We start from the raw sequence: 18122 nt of genomic DNA, 5'->3' as shown, positions 1-18122 counted from the left end.
CACCATGCTCTCCACACTGCTCGACTCGCTCCCTTTCACTGCGCTCCAATGGCTGCCGATACTGCTTGGCATCGGCGTCGCCTACATCGTGTTCGGCATCGCCGGCTTCGGCACCGCGCTGGTCGCCGGGCCGGTCCTGATCAACTTCATGCCGCTGTCGCGCATCATCCCGTTGCTGGTGCTGCTGGACTTCGTCGCTGCCTTCGGCAACTGGCTGCCGGCGCGCAAGGCCGTGGTGCGAGGCGAACTGCTGCGCCTGCTGCCGTGCATGGCCATCGGCTGCACCCTGGGCGTGGTGTTCCTGCTCAACCTCAAGTCCGACCTGCTGCTGTTGCTGATGGGCCTGTTCATCAGCGCCTATGCGCTCTACAGCCTGGCGGTGAAGGTCAAGCCGGCGCGCCTGAATGCCGGCTGGTCGGTGCCGATGGGTATCACCGGCGGCCTGTTCGGTGCGCTGTTCGGCAGCGGCGGCTTCCTCTATGCCATCTACCTCAATGCCCGGCTCGACGCCAAGGAGCAGGTGCGCGCGACCCAGAGCGCGCTGATCAGTTGCAGCACCGTGGTGCGCCTGAGCCTGTTCCTGATTGCCGGGGTATACGCCGACCTGCCGTTGCTGCTGCTTGCCCTGTGCCTGCTGCCGATGATGTTCGCCGGCCTGTGGGTGGGGCGCCGGCTGACCCTGAAGATGTCCCGCGAAACCTTCGTGCGGCTGGTCACCTGGCTGGTGCTGGCCAGCGGCATCGCGCTGATCGCGCGCTACCTGAGTGAGGTAAACTGGCACCTTTAACCTGTTCGGCCGCCTTCATGACATTCCAGTGCATCATCGTCCCCAAGATCTCCACCGTGCCGGTGCACGAGCCGCGCGCCCGCGCGATCCTGCGCTGGCTGGTACGCGAAAAGGTGATCGAGGAACAGCTCAGCACCTGCGGGCGCACCGGCAACCGCATGGGCTATGCCATCGCCGAGGGTGCGCGCAAGGTGGTCGAGCGGCCGCAGTTGCTGCCGTACGGCCAGCCCGTCAATGGCCTGGAAGTCATCTACAAGCGCTGCATCTATACGCCCACCGAAGGCTTTCTCGAAGAAGCCGGCTGCGCCGAGTGCCGCCGGGAAGTGGGGGTGGAACTGTTCGCCAGCCTGGAAGAGTGGATGCCCGGCATCAGCGACAACTTCACCTGCCCGCGCTGCGGCCATGAAGACGACATCAACGGCTTCCTTTACCTGCAGCCCTGTGCCTTTTCCAACCTGGGGTTCATCTTCAACAACTGGGGCGAGGCCGGTTTCAAGCCGTCTTTCATCGATGCCTTTGCCGACTGGCTCGACCAGCCGGTGGCAGTGGTGCAGGTAAAGCTGCAAGACAACTGACCGAAGGCCCATCTTTACATTGAGTCACACGGCGCGCATGAGTATAATGGCGCGCTTCCATTTTCCCGCCCGGGAGCCCCCGCGATGCTGCGTATCAGCCAAGAAGCCCTGACCTTCGACGACATTCTCCTAGTACCCGGTTACTCCGAGGTGCTACCTAACGAAGTCAGTCTCAAGACCCGTTTGACCCGTGGCATCGAGCTGAACATTCCACTGGTTTCCGCCGCCATGGACACCGTGACCGAAGCCCGTCTGGCCATTGCCATGGCCCAGGAAGGCGGCATCGGCATCATCCACAAGAACATGACCATCGAGCAGCAGGCTGCCGAAGTGCGCAAGGTCAAGAAGTTCGAGGCCGGCGTGGTCAAGGACCCGATCACCATCGAGGCCGACGCCACCGTACGCGACCTGTTCGAACTGACCCGCCTGCACAACATCTCCGGCGTGCCGGTGCTGCACAACGGCGACCTGGTCGGCATCGTCACCTCCCGTGACGTGCGCTTCGAAAACCGCCTCGACGCCACCGTGCGTGAAGTGATGACGCCCAAAGAGCGTCTGGTCACGGTCAGCGAAGGCGCCGACAAGAACGAGGCCCGCGAGCTGCTGCACAAGCACCGCATCGAGCGCGTTCTGATCGTCGACGACAAGTTCGCCCTCAAGGGCATGATGACCGTCAACGACATCGAGAAAGCCAAGGCCTACCCGCTGGCCAGCAAGGACGACCAGGGTCGCCTGCGCGTCGGTGCTGCAGTGGGTACCGGCAAGGACACCGGCGACCGCGTGACCGCACTGGTTGCTGCCGGCGTCGACGTGGTGGTGGTCGACACCGCCCACGGCCACTCCAAGGGCGTTATCGACCGCGTGCGCTGGGTCAAGCAGAACTTCCCCGACGTGCAGGTGATCGGCGGCAACATCGCCACCGGCGCAGCCGCCAAGGCCCTGGCCGAAGCCGGCGCCGACGCGGTCAAGGTCGGTATCGGCCCTGGCTCGATCTGCACCACCCGTATCGTCGCTGGCGTCGGCGTGCCGCAGATCAGCGCCATCGCCAATGTGGCTGCCGCGCTGGAAGGCACCGGCGTACCGCTGATCGCCGACGGTGGCATCCGCTTCTCCGGTGACCTGTCCAAGGCCATCGTCGCCGGCGCCAGCGCCGTGATGATGGGTTCGATGTTCGCCGGTACCGAAGAGGCCCCGGGCGAGATCGAGCTGTTCCAGGGTCGTTCCTACAAGGCCTACCGCGGCATGGGCTCGCTGGGTGCGATGTCCCAGGCCCAGGGTTCCTCGGACCGCTACTTCCAGGACTCCTCGGCCGGTGCCGAGAAGCTGGTACCGGAAGGTATCGAAGGTCGCGTGCCATACAAGGGCACCCTGACCGCGATCATCCACCAGCTGATGGGCGGCCTGCGTTCCTCGATGGGTTACACCGGCAGCGCCAACATCGAAGAAATGCGTACCAAGCCCGAGTTCGTGCGCATCACCGGTGCCGGCATGGCCGAATCCCACGTGCATGACGTGCAGATCACCAAGGAAGCGCCAAACTACCGCGTAGGTTGATGCTCCTGGCAATACCTGTAAGCGGGGCTGTTCACGACAGCCCCGCGTCGTTTCCGATTACCACTGACGAGATTGAGTCATGGCCCTCGACATTCACGCTCACCGTATCCTGATCCTCGACTTCGGTTCCCAGTACACCCAGCTGATCGCCCGCCGCGTGCGCGAAATCGGCGTGTACTGCGAACTGCACCCGTTCGACATGGACGACGAGGCGATTCGCGAATTCGCCCCCCGCGGGATCATCCTCGCCGGCGGCCCCGAGTCGGTGCACGAAGCCGACAGCCCGCGCGCGCCACAGGCCGTATGGGACCTGGGCGTACCGGTATTCGGTATCTGCTACGGCATGCAGACCATGGCCGAGCAACTGGGCGGCAAGGTTGAAGGTTCCGAGCTGCGCGAGTTCGGCTACGCCCGTGTCGATGTGGTCGGCAAGAGCCGCCTGCTCGACGGCATCGAAGACCACGTCGACGCTGACGGCGTATTCGGCCTGGACGTGTGGATGAGCCACGGTGACAAGGTCACCCGCATCCCGGAAGATTTCCACATCCTGGCCAGCACCCCAAGCTGCCCGATCGCCGGCATGTTCAACGATGATCGCGGCTACTACGGCGTGCAGTTCCACCCGGAAGTGACCCACACCAAGCAGGGCGGCCGCATCCTGTCGCGCTTCATCCTCGACATCTGCGGCTGCGAAGCACTGTGGACCCCGTCGAAGATCGCCGAAGACGCAATCGCCCAGGTGCGCGCCCAGGTCGGCACCGACAACGTGCTGCTGGGCCTGTCCGGCGGCGTGGACTCCTCGGTGGTTGCGGCGCTGCTGCACAAGGCCATCGGTGACCAGCTGACCTGCGTGTTCGTCGACAACGGCCTGCTGCGCCTGCACGAAGGCGAGCAGGTGATGGCCATGTTCGCCGAGAACATGGGCGTCAAGGTGATCCGTGCCAACGCCGAGGACCAGTTCCTGAACAACCTGGACGGCGAAGCGGACCCCGAGAAGAAGCGCAAGATCATTGGTCGTACCTTCATCGACGTGTTCGATGCCGAGTCGAACAAGCTGCACAACATCAAGTACCTGGCCCAGGGCACCATCTACCCCGACGTGATCGAGTCGGCCGGTGCCAAGAGCGGCAAGGCCCACGTGATCAAGTCGCACCACAACGTCGGTGGCCTGCCGGAGGAAATGAACCTCAAGCTGGTCGAGCCGCTACGCGAACTGTTCAAGGACGAAGTCCGTCGTCTGGGCCTGGAGCTGGGCCTGCCGTACGACATGGTCTACCGTCACCCGTTCCCGGGCCCGGGCCTGGGTGTGCGCATCCTGGGTGAAGTGAAGAAGGAGTACGCCGACCTGCTGCGTCGTGCCGACCACATCTTCATCGAAGAGCTGCGCAAGGCCGACTGGTACCACAAGGTCAGCCAGGCCTTCGTGGTATTCCAGCCGGTGAAATCGGTGGGCGTGGTCGGTGACGGCCGTCGTTACGCCTGGGTGGTGGCGCTGCGTGCGGTCGAGACCATCGACTTCATGACCGCGCGTTGGGCGCACCTGCCATACGAACTGCTGGAAACCGTCAGCGGCCGCATCATCAACGAGATCGAAGGCATCTCGCGCGTCACCTACGACGTATCGAGCAAGCCGCCTGCGACGATCGAGTGGGAATGATGCACGCCCTGAACTGACCGGCACGCGCCAGCCAGAAAGCCAAAAGCCCGCCTAATAGCGGGCTTTTGGCTTTCTGGCTGGCGGCATCTGCACCATGCGCTTCATTCACGGCTTGTCATAAGGAACATCCCGCACCTTGCCATAGCCGATCTGGAACGGCTCCATCGCACGGAAGGTAGGCGGCGTCGTGGAGATCATCCTGGCGGTGTGGATCAGCTTCGGCACAAGCTCCGCAACCGCTCGCTCGAAGCTCCAGTAGGCCGTCGACACCGACAGGTTCACCGCCGCCACCGCCTCGCCACGAATGTTGTACACCGGCACGGCAAAGGCCAGGTCGCTGAGGTAGAACTCCTCGATGCTGTAGGCGAAGCCAGTCTCCCGAACCTTGGCGATGATGCTCGTTAGCGTTTCGACGTCGGTAATCGTGTGCGGTGTGAATCTGGGCCGATCCACACCGGTGAGAATGTGCCTGATCTGCTCATCGGGCAGCGCCGAGAGAAAGGCGCGGCCTGCCGACGAGCAGAAGATCGGCAGTCGCCTACCGACGGGCATGTGCACAACGGCGCGATGCGGGCTGGGGAATCGCCCGATGTACACCATCTCGTGCCCATCGCGTTCGGCCAGGTTGACCGTCTCGCCGGTCTGGCGGTTCAGGTCCAGCAGGTAAGGGTTGGCTCGCTCCAGCAGCACGTGCGCCTGTAGGTAGCGGTAGCCGGTATCCAGGGTGCGAGGCGACAGCGAGTAGCGCTTGGACGCTGCGTCCTTTCGTAACAGGCCCAATGTGACCAGGGTATGAGTGAAGCGCTGAGCCGCACTTTTGGTAACACCCGCAGCTTCTGAAATTTCTTTCAGGTTCATCGTCGGCCGTTCGGCCGTGAATGCATCGAGGACGCCGAGGCCGGTGGCCAGGGCCTGGACAAACAGGGGGGACTCGTTTGGCTCCATGAAACTCTCCAGACCAACGTGGTGCAGCAGTGGCGTGCCGAGCACTGAATTGGGGCGTAACGGTGAAAAATGGCCCGCCGAGGGGGCTGCCTGACGAAGCAAGTCTAACCGCTCATACCGTTGTGAAATATCACACTCGAGTTTGCTCGTATTGCTGTGCGATACATTGATATCAGATTCGGTACAGGCTCTGCATCCTCTCGGGGACTCATCCATCAAGAGCCCTGTACAAGATGCCCACTACTCAAGCTCGCAAACCCGAAGCGATCGTCATCGGCGCCGGAATAGTCGGCCTGTGTACCGCCTACCATCTGCTTGCGACGGGCGTTTCGGTAACCGTCATCGATCCCGGTGCTCCGGGGGCGGAGTGCTCGTCCGGCAACGCCGGCTCGATTGCCTCCGGTGCCGTGGCCCCCCTGGCCATGCCCGGCGTGTTGAAGCAGGCGCCGCGCATGCTGCTCGACCCCACGGGGCCGTTGTACCTTCCCGCCAGTTACCTGCTCACGGTGGCGCCGTGGATGGTGCGCTTTGTTGCCGCCTCGCGACCGGCCAGGGTTGCGCAGATTGCCCAGGCCCTGCATGCATTGCTGGGGGATGCGACAACCCAGCACAAGGCCATCGCCGCCAAGGCTGGCTGCCGTGAACTGATCGCGGAAACGGGTCAACTGCACCTTTACCCCGATCAGGCCAGCCTGGAGAAAGACAACGCCGGCTGGGCCCTGAAAAAACAGCATGGGCTCGACGCCCGGCATGTCACGGGCGAAGAGATCCGAGCGCTGGAGCCTGCGCTCGGGCCGATCTATCAAACCGGCTACTACCTGCCCGATCAGCTGTGGGTCCGAGAGCCGCAGCGCTACGCCACAGTCATTGCAGAGCATCTGAAGACGCGCGGCGTGAGGTTCATCCGCGATCGAGTGCAACGCCTGGCACGGGATACCAGCGGCTGGCGCGTTGGCGCCCAGTCCGGGGACTACTGTGCGGTGCAGGTGGTTGTCGCTGCAGGCGCCTGGTCTGCTCAACTGCTGCGCCCGCTGGGGGTGAAGGTTCCGCTGGAAACACAACGCGGCTACCACCTGCGTTTTCCCCACGGCGGCGTGGAGCTTCAGCGCATCGTGGTTCTCGCAGACCGCAAGGTGTTCATGACGCCCATGCAGCAAGGGCTGCGGGTTGCCGGCACCGTCGAGTTCGGCGGCCTGCAGCGAGCGCCAAGCAGCCCTCGCGCGCAGTTGCTCGCCGCTCACGCCAAGGCAGGGCTTCCAGGCCTGGACATTCGTGCTGCCACCGAGTGGATGGGCCACCGTCCGTGTCTCCCCGATTCGCTTCCGGTGATTGGCGAACTTCCCGGGCACACGGGCCTGTGGTGCGCGTTCGGCCACGGCCACCTCGGGTTGACCGGATCGGCGGGCACGGGACGCTTGCTGGCTCTGGCCATGTCAGGGTCTGTCGATGCCCAACGCGACTTGTTGCCCTTTTCGATCAGCCGTTTCTGACCTACTCACACCCCAGGAGATGACCATGAACAACGCCATCACGCGCCACCAGACCAACGCCCGCATGAGCCGCATTGTCGTGCATGCGGGCACCGCCTACTTTGCCGGGGTTGTCGCCGCCGAGCGAAGTGGCGATATCAAGGCCCAGACGACCGAGATTCTCAAGCGCATCGACGCGTTGCTCGCTTCTGTCGGCAGTGACAGCACCCGACTGCTCACTGCGCAGATCTGGCTCAAGGACATCGCCACCGACTTCCAGGGCATGAACGAGGCCTGGGATGCGTGGGTACCGCATGGCTGCGCGCCCACCCGCGCCACTTGCCAGGCCCTGCTGGGTGCCCCCGACATGCTCGTGGAAATCATCGTTACCGCAGCTGTGTGACCTTCACTCTGCGAACAACAGGAGACGTCCCATGCTCACCCGATTGATCAAACTGACCACCTGTGCGGCACTGACTCTTCCCGTCCTGCTGGGCACTGCCCAGGCCCAGGACACACTGCGCGTCGGCGCCACACCCACTGCGGTGCCCTTCAACTTCCTGGACACCAGGACCAACACGCTTCGGGGCGTGATGATCGATATCACCCAGGCGCTGGGCAAGGAGCTTGGTTTCACGCCCGAGCTGCGTCCGATCCCCTTCGGTGGCCTGGTGCCGTCGTTGCAGACGGACAAGATAGACATGATCAGCTCTGCTTTCGCCATGAATGCCCAGCGCGCCCAGGTGGTCGACTTCTCCGACGAACTGTTCGCCTACAGCGAGGAGGTGATTGCCAACAGCCAGGACACGACGGCGTACCACAGCAGCGCCGACTTCGCCGGCAAGAAGGTCGGCGTGCAGACTGGCACCGTGTCGGTGGAACCGATGAAAGCCCAGCAGGGCATCAAGGAGCTGCGGATGTACGACAGCATGTCCGACATGATTCGCGAGGTGGCCCTGGGGCGTATCGATGTTGCCGTAGGCGATGGCCCGGTGATGCTCTACACCGTGCAGCAGTCCGGCTCCAGCAAGCTGCGCGTTGCCGATGACTACCAGAAGCAGATCCGTATCGCGATCGGCGTGGCGGTGCGCAAAGGCAACAGCGAGCTGCTCGCCCGAATCAATGGCGGTGTAGCCAAGCTCAAGGCTGACGGTACGCTCGACGCGATCCTCACCAAATGGAACGTCAAGAAACTCTGATTCGTGATCACGGCCACCGCCCGACGGTGCCCGCATGTGAGGATGCAATCCTATGTTCGAAGGTTTTTTCAGCCAGGCAGTCGAGTACTTTCCGATACTGATGGAAGGTGCCTGGACAACGATCGGCATCACCCTGTGCGCGCTGCTCATCAGTACCTTGCTGGGGTTGTTCTGGGCGCTGTTGCGGGTCAGCAGCGTGCGCTGGCTGGCCGAAGGCTCGCGCTACCTGACCAATGCCATTCGCGGCATCCCGATCATCGTCATTCTGTTCTACCTGTACTTCGTGTTGCCGGAAATGGGCGTGGACATGAGTGCGTTCCAGGCCGGTGCCATGGGGCTCGGGCTTGCCTATTCCGCCTACATGGCCGAGGTGTTTCGCTCGGGTATCCAGGCCATCGACCCCGGTCAGAACGAGGCGGCGCACTCCATCGGCATGAGCCGCGCAATGACCATGCGCCGGGTGATCCTGCCCCAGGCGTTGAAGATCGCGCTGCCGCCATACAGCAACAACATGATCATGCTGCTCAAGGACTCCTCCCAGGCCTCGATCATCACCGTGGTCGAGCTGTCGATGCAGGGCAAGCTGATCGCGGCAGCATCGTTCAACAACGCCAACATCTTCACCCTGGTTGCCCTGATGTACCTGTGCCTGAGCCTGCCTCTGATGGGGTTGGCCGGCTGGCTCGAACGCAAATACAAAAGGAGTGCCCGATGATCCGCATCGACAACATCACCAAGTCGTTTGGTCCGCACCAGGTGCTCCATGGCATCAGTGCAGAGATCCGCCAGGGCGAAGTGGTTTGCCTGATCGGCCCTTCGGGCTCGGGCAAGTCCACGGTGCTGCGTTGCATCAATGGCCTGGAGCGCTACGACGGCGGCGTGATCAGCATTGACGGCGTCACGGTCGACGCCAGCTCCGGGAACATCCGCCAGATCTGTCGCTCGGTGGGTATGGTGTTTCAGCGGTTCAACCTTTTCCCCCATCGCACCGTCCTGGAAAACGTGATCGAGGGCCCGGTGTACGTAAAGGGTGAACCCGTCGACAAGGCCCGCAAGCGTGGCAAGGAACTGCTCGACCGTGTCGGCCTGGCCGCGAAGTACAACGCCTATCCGCCGCAGCTTTCCGGCGGCCAGCAGCAGCGCGTGGCGATTGCCAGGGCACTTGCCATGGAACCCAGGGCCATGCTGTTCGATGAGCCCACCTCGGCGCTCGACCCCGAGCTGGTCGGTGAGGTCCTGGCCGTCATGAAGAGCCTGGCCCAGGAAGGCATGACCATGGTGGTGGTGACCCACGAGATGGGCTTCGCACGCGCCGTGTCGACCCGCACGCTGTTCCTTGAAGGCGGCTCGATCGTCGCCGAAGGGCCATCGGCGCAGATCCTGAGCAACCCGACCAACGAGCGCATGAAGGACTTCCTGCGCCGGGTATCCCATTCCTGATCGCGGGCGTAGCTCAAGCATTTTCGGGCATCGCGCATCAGGTGCGTGGCGGCCTCAACATGACCAGACGAGAATCCAGACATGCAGCACAAAGCCGTACTGAGCCACACAGATGTTCGCCGGATCCTGGACGCCGCCTGCGTGCAGGCTCAACAGAACGATTGGGAGGTCGCCATCGCGGTCGTCGATGACGGTGGCCATCCGCTCGCGCTTGCGCGCCTTGACGGGTGCGCTCCGATCGGTGCCTACATCGCATCGGAAAAGGCCCGGAGCGCGGCGCTGGGGCGGCGCGAGACCAAAGGCTACGAAGACATGGTCAACGGTGGGCGCACGGCGTTTGTTGGTGCCCCGTTGATCACGCCGCTCGAAGGCGGTGTGCCGATCATCGTCGACGGCCAGGTGGTCGGTGCAGTGGGGGTGTCCGGGGTCAAGGCGCAGCAGGATGCGCAGGTCGCCAAGGCGGGCGTCGCAGCGCTGTGATCCGTTGGCGGTGTATCCAGGCGTCGAGTAGCCTCAAGTTGCCCCGGCCGCAGGCGCGCTTGCTATCCTGCACGCCTTTGCGCCCCAGCCAGGAGAACCGGTCATGGTCAACCGCGTGTTCAACTTTCCCATCGACGCTACCATCGAGGCCATCGGCGGGCGCTGGAAGTGCTCCATCCTGTGCCACCTGATGGAAGGCCCCAAGCGCACAGGCGAGCTGCTGCGCCTGATGCGCCCCTTGTCGTCGAAGGTGCTCACCGAGCAACTCAAGGAGTTGCAGGGCGATCTGCTGGTCGAGCGCGAAGCCTTCCCTGGCAAGGTGCCCAAGGTGCTGTATCGGGTGACCGAGCACGGCCGCACCTTGCAGCCGATCATCGATGCGATGTGCCAGTGGGGTGCCCTGCATTCAGGTAATGCGCTGGCCACCGAGACACCGCCGGCGCCCGCCGAAGGCTGAACTCAGGCTGCCTGGGCAAATTGGCGCAGGTAATCCAGGTAACCTTCGGCGTTGGCCTCCAGCTCCGCCGGGTCGATGGCGTACTCGGCACCATAGAACACCCACGGGCGTACCGGCAGTGCTTCGATGTAGCGGAGGGTGACTTCCAGCGGGCGCAGCAGTTCGTCCAGGCTGTAGCTGTAACGCCCGCCGGCCCTGTAATCGTCTTGCCTGATGCCGGCAGAAATCGCCATGCCAACACGTTTGCCCGCCAGCTGGCGCTGCCCTTCGCCGTGGCCGTAGGCAAAGTCGTGGGTGAGCACTTCGTCCTGCCATTGCTTGAGCAGCGGCGGGGTGCTGAACCAGTAGAACGGGAACTGCCACACGATGCTGTCATGGGCGCGAACCAATGCCTGCTCGGCTTCCACGTCCAGCGCGCCGCCCTGGGGATACACCTCGTACAGGCGGTGCAGGGTGACGTTCATGTCGCTGGCTTCAAGGGCTTTCAACCAGGCCTGGTTGACCACGGATTTTTCCAGGTTGGGGTGGGCGAGAATGATCAGGGTGCGCATGGCTCGGGACTCCATTGATTGAGGCGGGCAATCTAGGGCGGGCGCCAGATCCCCACAAGTACGCACCTTTTTGTAACCACCCGGGGCCGCCCACGCGGTTTCACGTTGAACCGCAGGCGCGGCGTTTTTCACCAAGCCATCGATAAAAAAGATATACACTCGCCTGCATCTATAAAAACAACGTACCGGGTAATGCCCATGATGACTCTGCGTCAGATCCGCCACTTCATTGCCGTGGCCGAGACCGGTTCGATCTCGGCTGCGGCCCAGGCGGTGTACATCTCCCAGTCCACCCTGACCCTGGCCATCCAGCAGCTGGAACAGGAAATCGGCGTGAGCCTGTTCAATCGCCACGCCAAGGGCATGCACCTGACCCACCAGGGCCATCAGTTCCTGCGCCAGGCGCACCTGATCCTGGCCACGGTGGACAACGCCAAGCGCAGCCTGCAGCAGAGCACCGACCAGGTCGCCGGCCAGCTGGTGGTGGGTGTGACCAGCCTGGTGGCGGGTTACTACCTGGCCGACCTGCTCACGCGCTTCCAGCGTGCCTACCCCAACGTCGAAATCCGCGTGATGGAAGACGAGCGACCGTACATCGAGCACCTGCTGGTCAGCGGCGAAATCGATGTGGGCGTGCTGATACTCTCCAACCTCGAAGACCGTCACGCCCTGCAATCGGAGGTGCTGACCCACTCGCCCTACCGGCTGTGGCTACCGGCCCAGCACCCGTTGCTCGAAAACGACAGCATCAACCTGGGCGACGTGGCCCGGGAGTCGCTGATCCAGCTGAACGTCGACGAGATGGACCACACCGCCCAGCGCCAGTGGGCGCAGGCCGGGCTGCAGCCGCGCATCACCCTGCGCACGGCCTCGACCGAGGCGGTGCGCAGCCTGGTGGCAGCGGGCCTGGGGGTGTCGATACAGCCTGACATGACCTACCGCCCGTGGTCGCTGGAAGGCGACATCATCGAGGCCCGCCCGATTGCCGACCTGACCCAGACCCTCGACGTGGGCCTGGCCTGGCGCCGCGGCACGGCGCGCCCGGCGCTGGTCGACCCGTTTCTGACGGTCGCCCGCGAGCAGCCCCACGGCGGGCGCAAGTCATCCCTTTAGCCGCATGGCCACACCACAAGAAGGAACCCTGCACATGCCAGTCGCGCAGACCCCGTTGTCCACCGCACTCCTGATCGATGGCGAACTAGTCGCAGGCGAGGGCGTCGTCGAGCCGATCCTCAACCCGGCCACCGGCCAGGTGCTGACCCCTATCGCCGAAGCCAGCGCCGAGCAGACCGAGGCCGCGATCCTGGCCGCCCACCGCGCGTTCGCCGGTTGGGCCCGCACCACGCCGCAGCAGCGCTCCAACCTGCTGCTGGAGATCGCCAGTACCATCGAGCAGCACGCCGACGCCTTCGCCCGGCTCGAAGCGCTGAACTGCGGCAAGCCGCTGCACCTGGCGCGCAAGGATGATCTGAGCGCCACCGTCGATGTGTTCCGCTTCTTCGCCGGCGCGGTGCGCTGCCAGACCGGTCAGCTCAGTGGCGAATACGTACCCGGCTACACCAGCATGGTGCGCCGCGACCCGATCGGGGTGGTGGCATCGATCGCGCCGTGGAACTACCCGATCATGATGGCCGCCTGGAAGATCGCGCCGGCCCTGGCCGCAGGCAACACCCTGGTGTTCAAGCCGTCCGAGCACACCCCGCTGTCGATCCTGGCCCTGGCGCCGGCGCTGGCGCGGATCCTGCCGCGCGGGGTGATCAACATCATCTGCGGCGGTGGCGAGAACGTCGGCGCTCACCTGGTCGGCCACCCCAAGGTCCGCATGGTCTCGCTGACCGGCGATATCGTCACCGGGCAGAAGATCCTCTCCACAGCGGCCAAAACCCTCAAGCGCACCCACCTGGAACTGGGCGGCAAGGCCCCGGTGATCGTCTGCGACGATGCCGACCTGCAGGCGGTGGTCGAGGGCGTGCGTGCCTATGGCTACTACAACGCCGGGCAGGACTGTACCTCGGCGTGCCGGGTCTACGCCCAGGCCGGCATCCACGACCGGCTGGTGGCCGAACTCGGGGCTGCGGTCAGCAGCATTCGCTATGCCGGCACGCACGATGCCGACAACGAGATCGGCCCGCTGATCAGCACGCGCCAGCGCGACCGGGTGTCCAGCTTCGTCGAGCGCGCCCTCAGCCAGCCGCACGTGGAGTGCGTCACGGGTGCGGCGATGCATGCCGGGCCCGGGTTCTACTACCAGCCGACGCTGCTGGCAGGCTGCCGGCAAACCGACGAGATCGTCCAGCGCGAGGTGTTCGGCCCGGTGGTCACCGTGACCCGTTTCGACGAGCTGGCCCAGGCCGTGGACTGGGCCAACGACTCCGAATACGGCCTGGCCTCGTCGGTGTGGACCCAGAACCTGGACAAGGCCATGCAGGTGGCGGCGCGCCTGCAGTACGGCTGCACCTGGATCAACAGCCATTTCATGCTGGTCAGCGAAATGCCCCACGGCGGGCTCAAGCGCTCGGGCTACGGCAAGGACCTGTCCAGCGACTCGCTGCAGGACTACAGCGTGGTGCGGCACATCATGGCGCGCCACGGGCAGCACCTATAGGCCGCTACCCCCGGTGCACGGGGAGCATTCGATTTAATCGAATGCTCCCTTGAGTTTTTAGTAATTGTCGATCCGCTACCCGTGTCTTAGTGTCTGGCCCCATACCGGCCTGTGCCCACCGTGCAGCGCCTGGACAAGCGGTCCATCGGCTTCGGCGATCGGCAACCGCCACAACAATAACCAGACACCCACCGCCCAGGCGGCCCCTCTGACTCGTCTGCCATAACTACAACATTGCAAGTGCGCCCCAGTGCGAGAGGAACCTACCGATGCAATTCCAGTTTCTGTTACCCACCAAGATCGTCATGGAACCTGGCCTGCGCCAGCGTACCGGCGAGCACCTGACCGACCTGGGCCTGCGCCACGTGCTGCTGGTCACCGACCCGGGCGTGAAGAACGCCGGCCTGCTCGACAGCATCTATACCAGCCTGGACAAGGCCGGCGTGCGTTATGACGAGATCGTCGACGTCAAGCCCAACCCGCGCAGCGAAGACGTCAACCGCGCCGCCGAGCTGTATCGCGGCAAGGGCATCGACGGCGTGCTGGCAGTGGGTGGCGGCAGTGCGATGGACGCGGCCAAGGCGATCAGCGTACTGCTGACCCACGACGGCAAGGTCGAGGACTACGAAGGTGCCTTCACCCTCAAGGGCCCGGTGCTGCCTATCGTGGCGATCCCGACCACCGCAGGCACCGGCAGCGAGGTCACGTTCTTCTCGGTGATCACCGACACCCGCCGCCAGTTCAAGATGAGCATCCTGGACTACCGCATCGGCCCGGTTCTGGCGCTGCTCGACTCGGACATCACCGCCACGCTGCCGCCGCACATCGCCGCCGCCACCGGCATGGACGCGCTGACCCACGCTATCGAGGCCTACACCGGCAAGCCGGCCAACCCGATCAGCGACGGCCTGGCCCTGCATGCCATTCGCCTGATCGCGCAGTACCTCAAGCCCGCCGTGCAGGAGCCGGACAACCGCGAGGCCCGCGAACAGATGCTGATCGCCAGCCTGATTGCCGGCATGGCCTTCGGCAATGCCGACATCGCCAGCGTGCACTGCATCTCCGAAGCCATCGGCGGCATGTACGACACCCCGCACGGGGTGGGCAACGCGATCTTCCTGCCGTTCGTTTTCAGCCATAACCGCGACGCCGACCTGCGCCGCCATGCCGATGTCGCCTATGCCCTGGGCATCGACCCCAATCTTGGCGCCAGCGCTGCCGCCGAAGCGGGCGTGGAGCAGTTGTTCCGCATGAACCGCGAGCTGGGTATTCCGCGTTTCGCCGATGTGGCCGGGGTGCGCGAGGAGGACTTCCTGGCCATCGCAGAGAAGTCCAAGAGCAACATTTCCGATGCGAGCAACGCCAAGGAGATGTCAGTCGAGAGCTACCTCGACGTGATCCGCGCCGCCTACACCTACGCAGCCTGAGGCCCTAACCATGAGCGCATCGACTTCCTCCGCGCACCTGCGCCGGACCCTCGGGCCGGTGTCCGTGCTGTTGTTCGGCCTGGCCTTCATCGCCCCGCTGATCGTGTTCGGCACCTATGGCGTGATCGCCCAGGCCAGCCAGAACACCGTGGCGCTGTCCTATGTGGTAGCCTCCATCGGCGTGATCTTCACCGCCCTGAGCTACGGGCGCCTGGTGCGGATCTTCCCGGCGGCCGGTTCCGCCTACACCTACACCCGCAAGGTGTTCAACCCTGGCATCGGCTTCATGGTCGGCTGGGCCGCGCTGCTGGACTACTTCTTCATCCCGATGCTGATCTGGCTGCTGGGGGCCAGCTACCTGAGCCTGGCGTTCCCGGATGTACCGCAGTGGTGCTGGATCACCGGCTTCATCGTTTCCACCACCTTGCTCAACATCCTGGGCATCCAGGTCGCCAACCGCTTCAACATCATCCTGATGCTGATCCAGCTGACCATCATCGCGGTGTTCATCGCGCTGTGCTGGCACTACGTGTCGGCCATCAACGGCCCGGGCGGTCTGCTCTCGGTCAAGCCGTTCTTCAATGCCGACGTGCCGTTCTCGGCCACCATGGCCGGGGCCGCGATCGCCGCCTATTCGTTCCTGGGCTTCGACGCGCTGTCGACCCTGAGCGAAGAAACCGTCGAGCCCGAGCGCACCATCCCGCGTGCCATCCTGCTGGTGGCCCTGATCGGCGGCAGCCTGTACGTGGGCTCCTCGTACTTCATGTACCTGGCGCACCCGGCGGGCCTGTTCGAGAACATCGACGGCGCGGCCTTCGAAATCGCCAAGACCATCGGTGGCGACCTGTTCTTCGGCGTGGTACTCACCGGCATCATCATTGCCCACTTCGCCGCCGGCCTGTCGTTCCAGGCCAGCGTGGGGCGTCTGCTGTATGCCCTGGGCCGCGACAACCAGCTGCCGCAGAAGCTGTTCGGCGTGCTGCACCCGCGCTACAGGACCCCGGTATTCAACATCGCCCTGTGCGGGGCCTTCGGTTTCGTCGGGTTCGGCCTGACCATCGCCACGGCTACTTCGCTGGTCAACTTCGGCGCCTTCCTGGCCTTCACCTCGGTCAACCTGTGCGCACTGAAACTGACCTTCGACCGCAGCATCGGCGACAAGGCCGGCGTGGTCCGCGGGGTGATCTTCCCCCTGGCCGGCGCCTTCACCTCGGGCTGGATGTTGATCAGCCTGGATGCCGACGCGCTGATTCTCGGCTGTTGCTGGGTGCTGCTGGGGCTGGTGTACCTGGCCTGGCGCACCCGGCTGTTCAGCACGGCAGTGCCTGAAGCCGCACTCTGAACCTGCGGGCGCCCGGCGCCTGCCCCCCCTGTAATGCTCCCCCTGTGCGCAGCCCGGCTGCGGGCACGGGGCGCTTGCGACTTTTTTATGGCGGCGGCCAACCTCGCCGCACAGGAGAACCCATGCAAACCTGCCTGCTGATCAATGGACAACTCATCGCCGGTGAAGGCGAAACCCTGGCGGTGCTCAACCCGTCCCTGGGGGCCACGCTGGTGGAGATCCCCGAGGCCAGCCTGGCCCAGGTCGATGCCGCGGTGTGCGCTGCGGATGCGGCGTTCGACAGCTGGTCGCAGACCACCCCCAAGGACCGTTCGCTGCTGCTGCTCAAACTGGCCGATGCGATCGACGCCCACGCCCCGGAGCTGGCGCGCCTGGAAGCGGACAACTGCGGCAAGCCCTACGCGGCGGCGCTCAACGACGAGCTGCCGGGCGTGGCCGACGTGTTCCGCTTCTTTGCCGGTGCCAGCCGCTGCCTGCAAGGCAGTGCCGCCGGCGAGTACCTGGAAGGGCACACCTCGATGATCCGCCGCGACCCGGTGGGCGTGGTGGCCTCCATCGCACCGTGGAACTACCCGCTGATGATGGCCGCCTGGAAGCTCGGGCCGGCCCTGGCCGCAGGCAATACCGTGGTGCTCAAGCCGTCCGAGCAGACGCCGCTGACCACCCTCAAGCTGGCGCAACTGATGGCGGAGATTTTCCCGGCAGGCGTGGTGAACGTGGTCTTCGGCCGCGGCCCGAGTGTCGGCAAGCCCCTGACCGGGCACCCCAAGGTGCGCATGGTGTCGTTGACCGGCTCGGTGGCCACGGGCAGCCGCATCATCGCCGGCACCGCCGACAGCGTGAAACGCATGCACATGGAGCTGGGCGGCAAGGCCCCGGTGATCGTGTTCGATGATGCCGATATCGATGCCGTGGTCGAAGGCGTGCGCAGCTTCGGCTTCTACAATGCCGGCCAGGACTGCACCGCCGCCTGCCGCCTGTATGTGCAGAAGGGCGTGTACGCGGCGTTCGTGAAGAAGCTCGGCGAGGCGGTGGCCAGCATCCGCTACGGCCTGCAGGACGACCCTGACACCGAGCTCGGGCCGCTGATCACCCAGCAGCATCTGGAGCGCGTGGAAGGCTTTGTGCAGCGCGCCCGCGAGCAGTCGCACATCGAGGTGGTGACCGGTGGCCAGCGTGTCGCCGGGCCAGGGTTCTTCTTTGAGCCGACCGTACTTGCCGGCGCCCGGCAGGACGACGAGGTGGTGCGCCATGAGATCTTCGGCCCGGTAGTCACGGTCACCGCCTTCGACGACGAGGCCCAGGCCCTGGCGTGGGCCAACGATTCGGACTACGGCCTGGCCTCCTCGGTGTGGACCCGCGACGTGGGCCGCGCCCACCGTTTGGCCGCACGCCTGCAATACGGCTGCACCTGGGTCAACACGCACTTCATGCTGGTCAGCGAAATGCCCCACGGCGGCGCCAAGCTCTCCGGCTATGGCAAGGACATGTCGATGTATGGCCTGGAGGACTACACCACCGTGCGCCATGTGATGTTCAAGCACTAGTTGACGCACCAGGCCTAGCGGCCCGGTTGCCGCGAGGCGAAAGCAAGGGCAAGGCCAGGTGGCCTTGCCCTTTTTCATCGCCGCCTG

General features: G+C 64.6%; 18 protein-coding genes. 16 read left to right on the top strand and 2 right to left on the bottom strand.

The genetic code is table 11. The annotated features are described in order from the left end of the window. Positions 1-4: 4 nt before the first annotated feature. The 4 genes from NP552_RS06005 (at position 5) to guaA (ending at position 4573) form a co-directional block, all read left to right on the top strand. The gene (locus NP552_RS06005; RefSeq protein ID WP_370408961.1) at positions 5-787 is read left to right on the top strand and encodes a sulfite exporter TauE/SafE family protein; all 783 of its coding nucleotides are present in this window, start codon (positions 5-7) and stop codon (positions 785-787) included. Positions 788-804: 17 nt separating this feature from the next. Continuing rightward, positions 805-1362 carry a sugar ABC transporter ATPase gene (locus tag NP552_RS06000; protein ID WP_229589557.1) on the top strand — a complete coding sequence of 186 codons (558 nt, stop codon included), beginning with the start codon at positions 805-807 and terminating at the stop codon, positions 1360-1362. Positions 1363-1446: 84 nt separating this feature from the next. After that, positions 1447-2916, top strand: a complete 1470-nt coding sequence (guaB, locus tag NP552_RS05995; protein ID WP_043860652.1) for an IMP dehydrogenase — start codon at positions 1447-1449, stop codon at positions 2914-2916. 79 nt (positions 2917-2995) lie between these two features. Continuing rightward, positions 2996-4573 (top strand): glutamine-hydrolyzing GMP synthase, encoded by a 1578-nt coding sequence (gene guaA / locus NP552_RS05990; RefSeq protein WP_229589558.1) that lies wholly within the window; start codon positions 2996-2998, stop codon positions 4571-4573. A 105-nt stretch (positions 4574-4678) separates the two neighbouring features. On the opposite strand, the gene NP552_RS05985 is transcribed toward guaA, so the two are convergent. After that, positions 4679-5518 carry an IclR family transcriptional regulator gene (locus tag NP552_RS05985; RefSeq protein ID WP_054915067.1) on the bottom strand — a complete coding sequence of 280 codons (840 nt, stop codon included), beginning with the start codon at positions 5516-5518 and terminating at the stop codon, positions 4679-4681. A gap of 233 nt (positions 5519-5751) precedes the next feature. Here NP552_RS05985 and NP552_RS05980 point away from each other — a divergent pair, with 233 nt between their 5' ends. From NP552_RS05980 to NP552_RS05950, 7 genes are all read left to right on the top strand, one after another. Further along, positions 5752-7008 carry an NAD(P)/FAD-dependent oxidoreductase gene (locus NP552_RS05980; protein ID WP_229589563.1) on the top strand — a complete coding sequence of 419 codons (1257 nt, stop codon included), beginning with the start codon at positions 5752-5754 and terminating at the stop codon, positions 7006-7008. A 25-nt stretch (positions 7009-7033) separates the two neighbouring features. Next, the gene (locus tag NP552_RS05975) at positions 7034-7390 is read left to right on the top strand and encodes a RidA family protein (RefSeq protein WP_054915065.1); all 357 of its coding nucleotides are present in this window, start codon (positions 7034-7036) and stop codon (positions 7388-7390) included. 31 nt (positions 7391-7421) lie between these two features. After that, positions 7422-8186 (top strand): ABC transporter substrate-binding protein, encoded by a 765-nt coding sequence (locus NP552_RS05970; protein ID WP_054915064.1) that lies wholly within the window; start codon positions 7422-7424, stop codon positions 8184-8186. A gap of 52 nt (positions 8187-8238) precedes the next feature. Beyond that, positions 8239-8901 carry an amino acid ABC transporter permease gene (locus NP552_RS05965; protein WP_054915063.1) on the top strand — a complete coding sequence of 221 codons (663 nt, stop codon included), beginning with the start codon at positions 8239-8241 and terminating at the stop codon, positions 8899-8901. Further along, positions 8898-9626, top strand: coding sequence for an amino acid ABC transporter ATP-binding protein (locus NP552_RS05960; protein ID WP_054915062.1), 729 nt, complete (start codon positions 8898-8900; stop codon positions 9624-9626). The genes NP552_RS05965 and NP552_RS05960 overlap by 4 nt, the downstream gene beginning before the upstream one ends. A gap of 81 nt (positions 9627-9707) precedes the next feature. Next, entirely contained in the window at positions 9708-10106 is a 399-nt protein-coding gene (locus tag NP552_RS05955; RefSeq protein ID WP_116052997.1) for a heme-binding protein, read from the top strand. 103 nt (positions 10107-10209) lie between these two features. Further along, positions 10210-10563, top strand: coding sequence for a winged helix-turn-helix transcriptional regulator (locus NP552_RS05950; RefSeq protein ID WP_043860650.1), 354 nt, complete (start codon positions 10210-10212; stop codon positions 10561-10563). A gap of 2 nt (positions 10564-10565) precedes the next feature. On the opposite strand, the gene NP552_RS05945 is transcribed toward NP552_RS05950, so the two are convergent. Then, the gene (locus NP552_RS05945) at positions 10566-11114 is read right to left on the bottom strand and encodes an NAD(P)H-dependent oxidoreductase (RefSeq protein WP_043860649.1); all 549 of its coding nucleotides are present in this window, start codon (positions 11112-11114) and stop codon (positions 10566-10568) included. Positions 11115-11312: 198 nt separating this feature from the next. On the opposite strand from NP552_RS05945, the gene NP552_RS05940 reads away from it, so the two are divergent. The 5 genes from NP552_RS05940 (at position 11313) to NP552_RS05920 (ending at position 18035) form a co-directional block, all read left to right on the top strand. Next, positions 11313-12227 carry a LysR family transcriptional regulator gene (locus tag NP552_RS05940; protein ID WP_043860656.1) on the top strand — a complete coding sequence of 305 codons (915 nt, stop codon included), beginning with the start codon at positions 11313-11315 and terminating at the stop codon, positions 12225-12227. Between the two features lie 34 nt (positions 12228-12261). Then, positions 12262-13719, top strand: coding sequence for a gamma-aminobutyraldehyde dehydrogenase (locus NP552_RS05935; RefSeq protein ID WP_104571850.1), 1458 nt, complete (start codon positions 12262-12264; stop codon positions 13717-13719). A 269-nt stretch (positions 13720-13988) separates the two neighbouring features. Then, positions 13989-15146, top strand: coding sequence for an iron-containing alcohol dehydrogenase (locus tag NP552_RS05930; protein ID WP_043860647.1), 1158 nt, complete (start codon positions 13989-13991; stop codon positions 15144-15146). A 10-nt stretch (positions 15147-15156) separates the two neighbouring features. Next, positions 15157-16488, top strand: a complete 1332-nt coding sequence (locus NP552_RS05925) for an APC family permease (RefSeq protein WP_043860646.1) — start codon at positions 15157-15159, stop codon at positions 16486-16488. Between the two features lie 122 nt (positions 16489-16610). After that, on the top strand, positions 16611-18035 hold the full coding sequence (locus NP552_RS05920; RefSeq protein ID WP_054915058.1) for a gamma-aminobutyraldehyde dehydrogenase: 1425 nt from the start codon (positions 16611-16613) through the stop codon (positions 18033-18035). Positions 18036-18122 lie beyond the last annotated feature (87 nt).

The sequence above is a fragment of the Pseudomonas sp. 8209 genome (assembly GCF_028682105.1).
GTDB classification, from domain to species: Bacteria; Pseudomonadota; Gammaproteobacteria; order Pseudomonadales; family Pseudomonadaceae; genus Aquipseudomonas; species Aquipseudomonas palmensis.
This window is presented reverse-complemented; position numbering and strand designations above follow the sequence as displayed.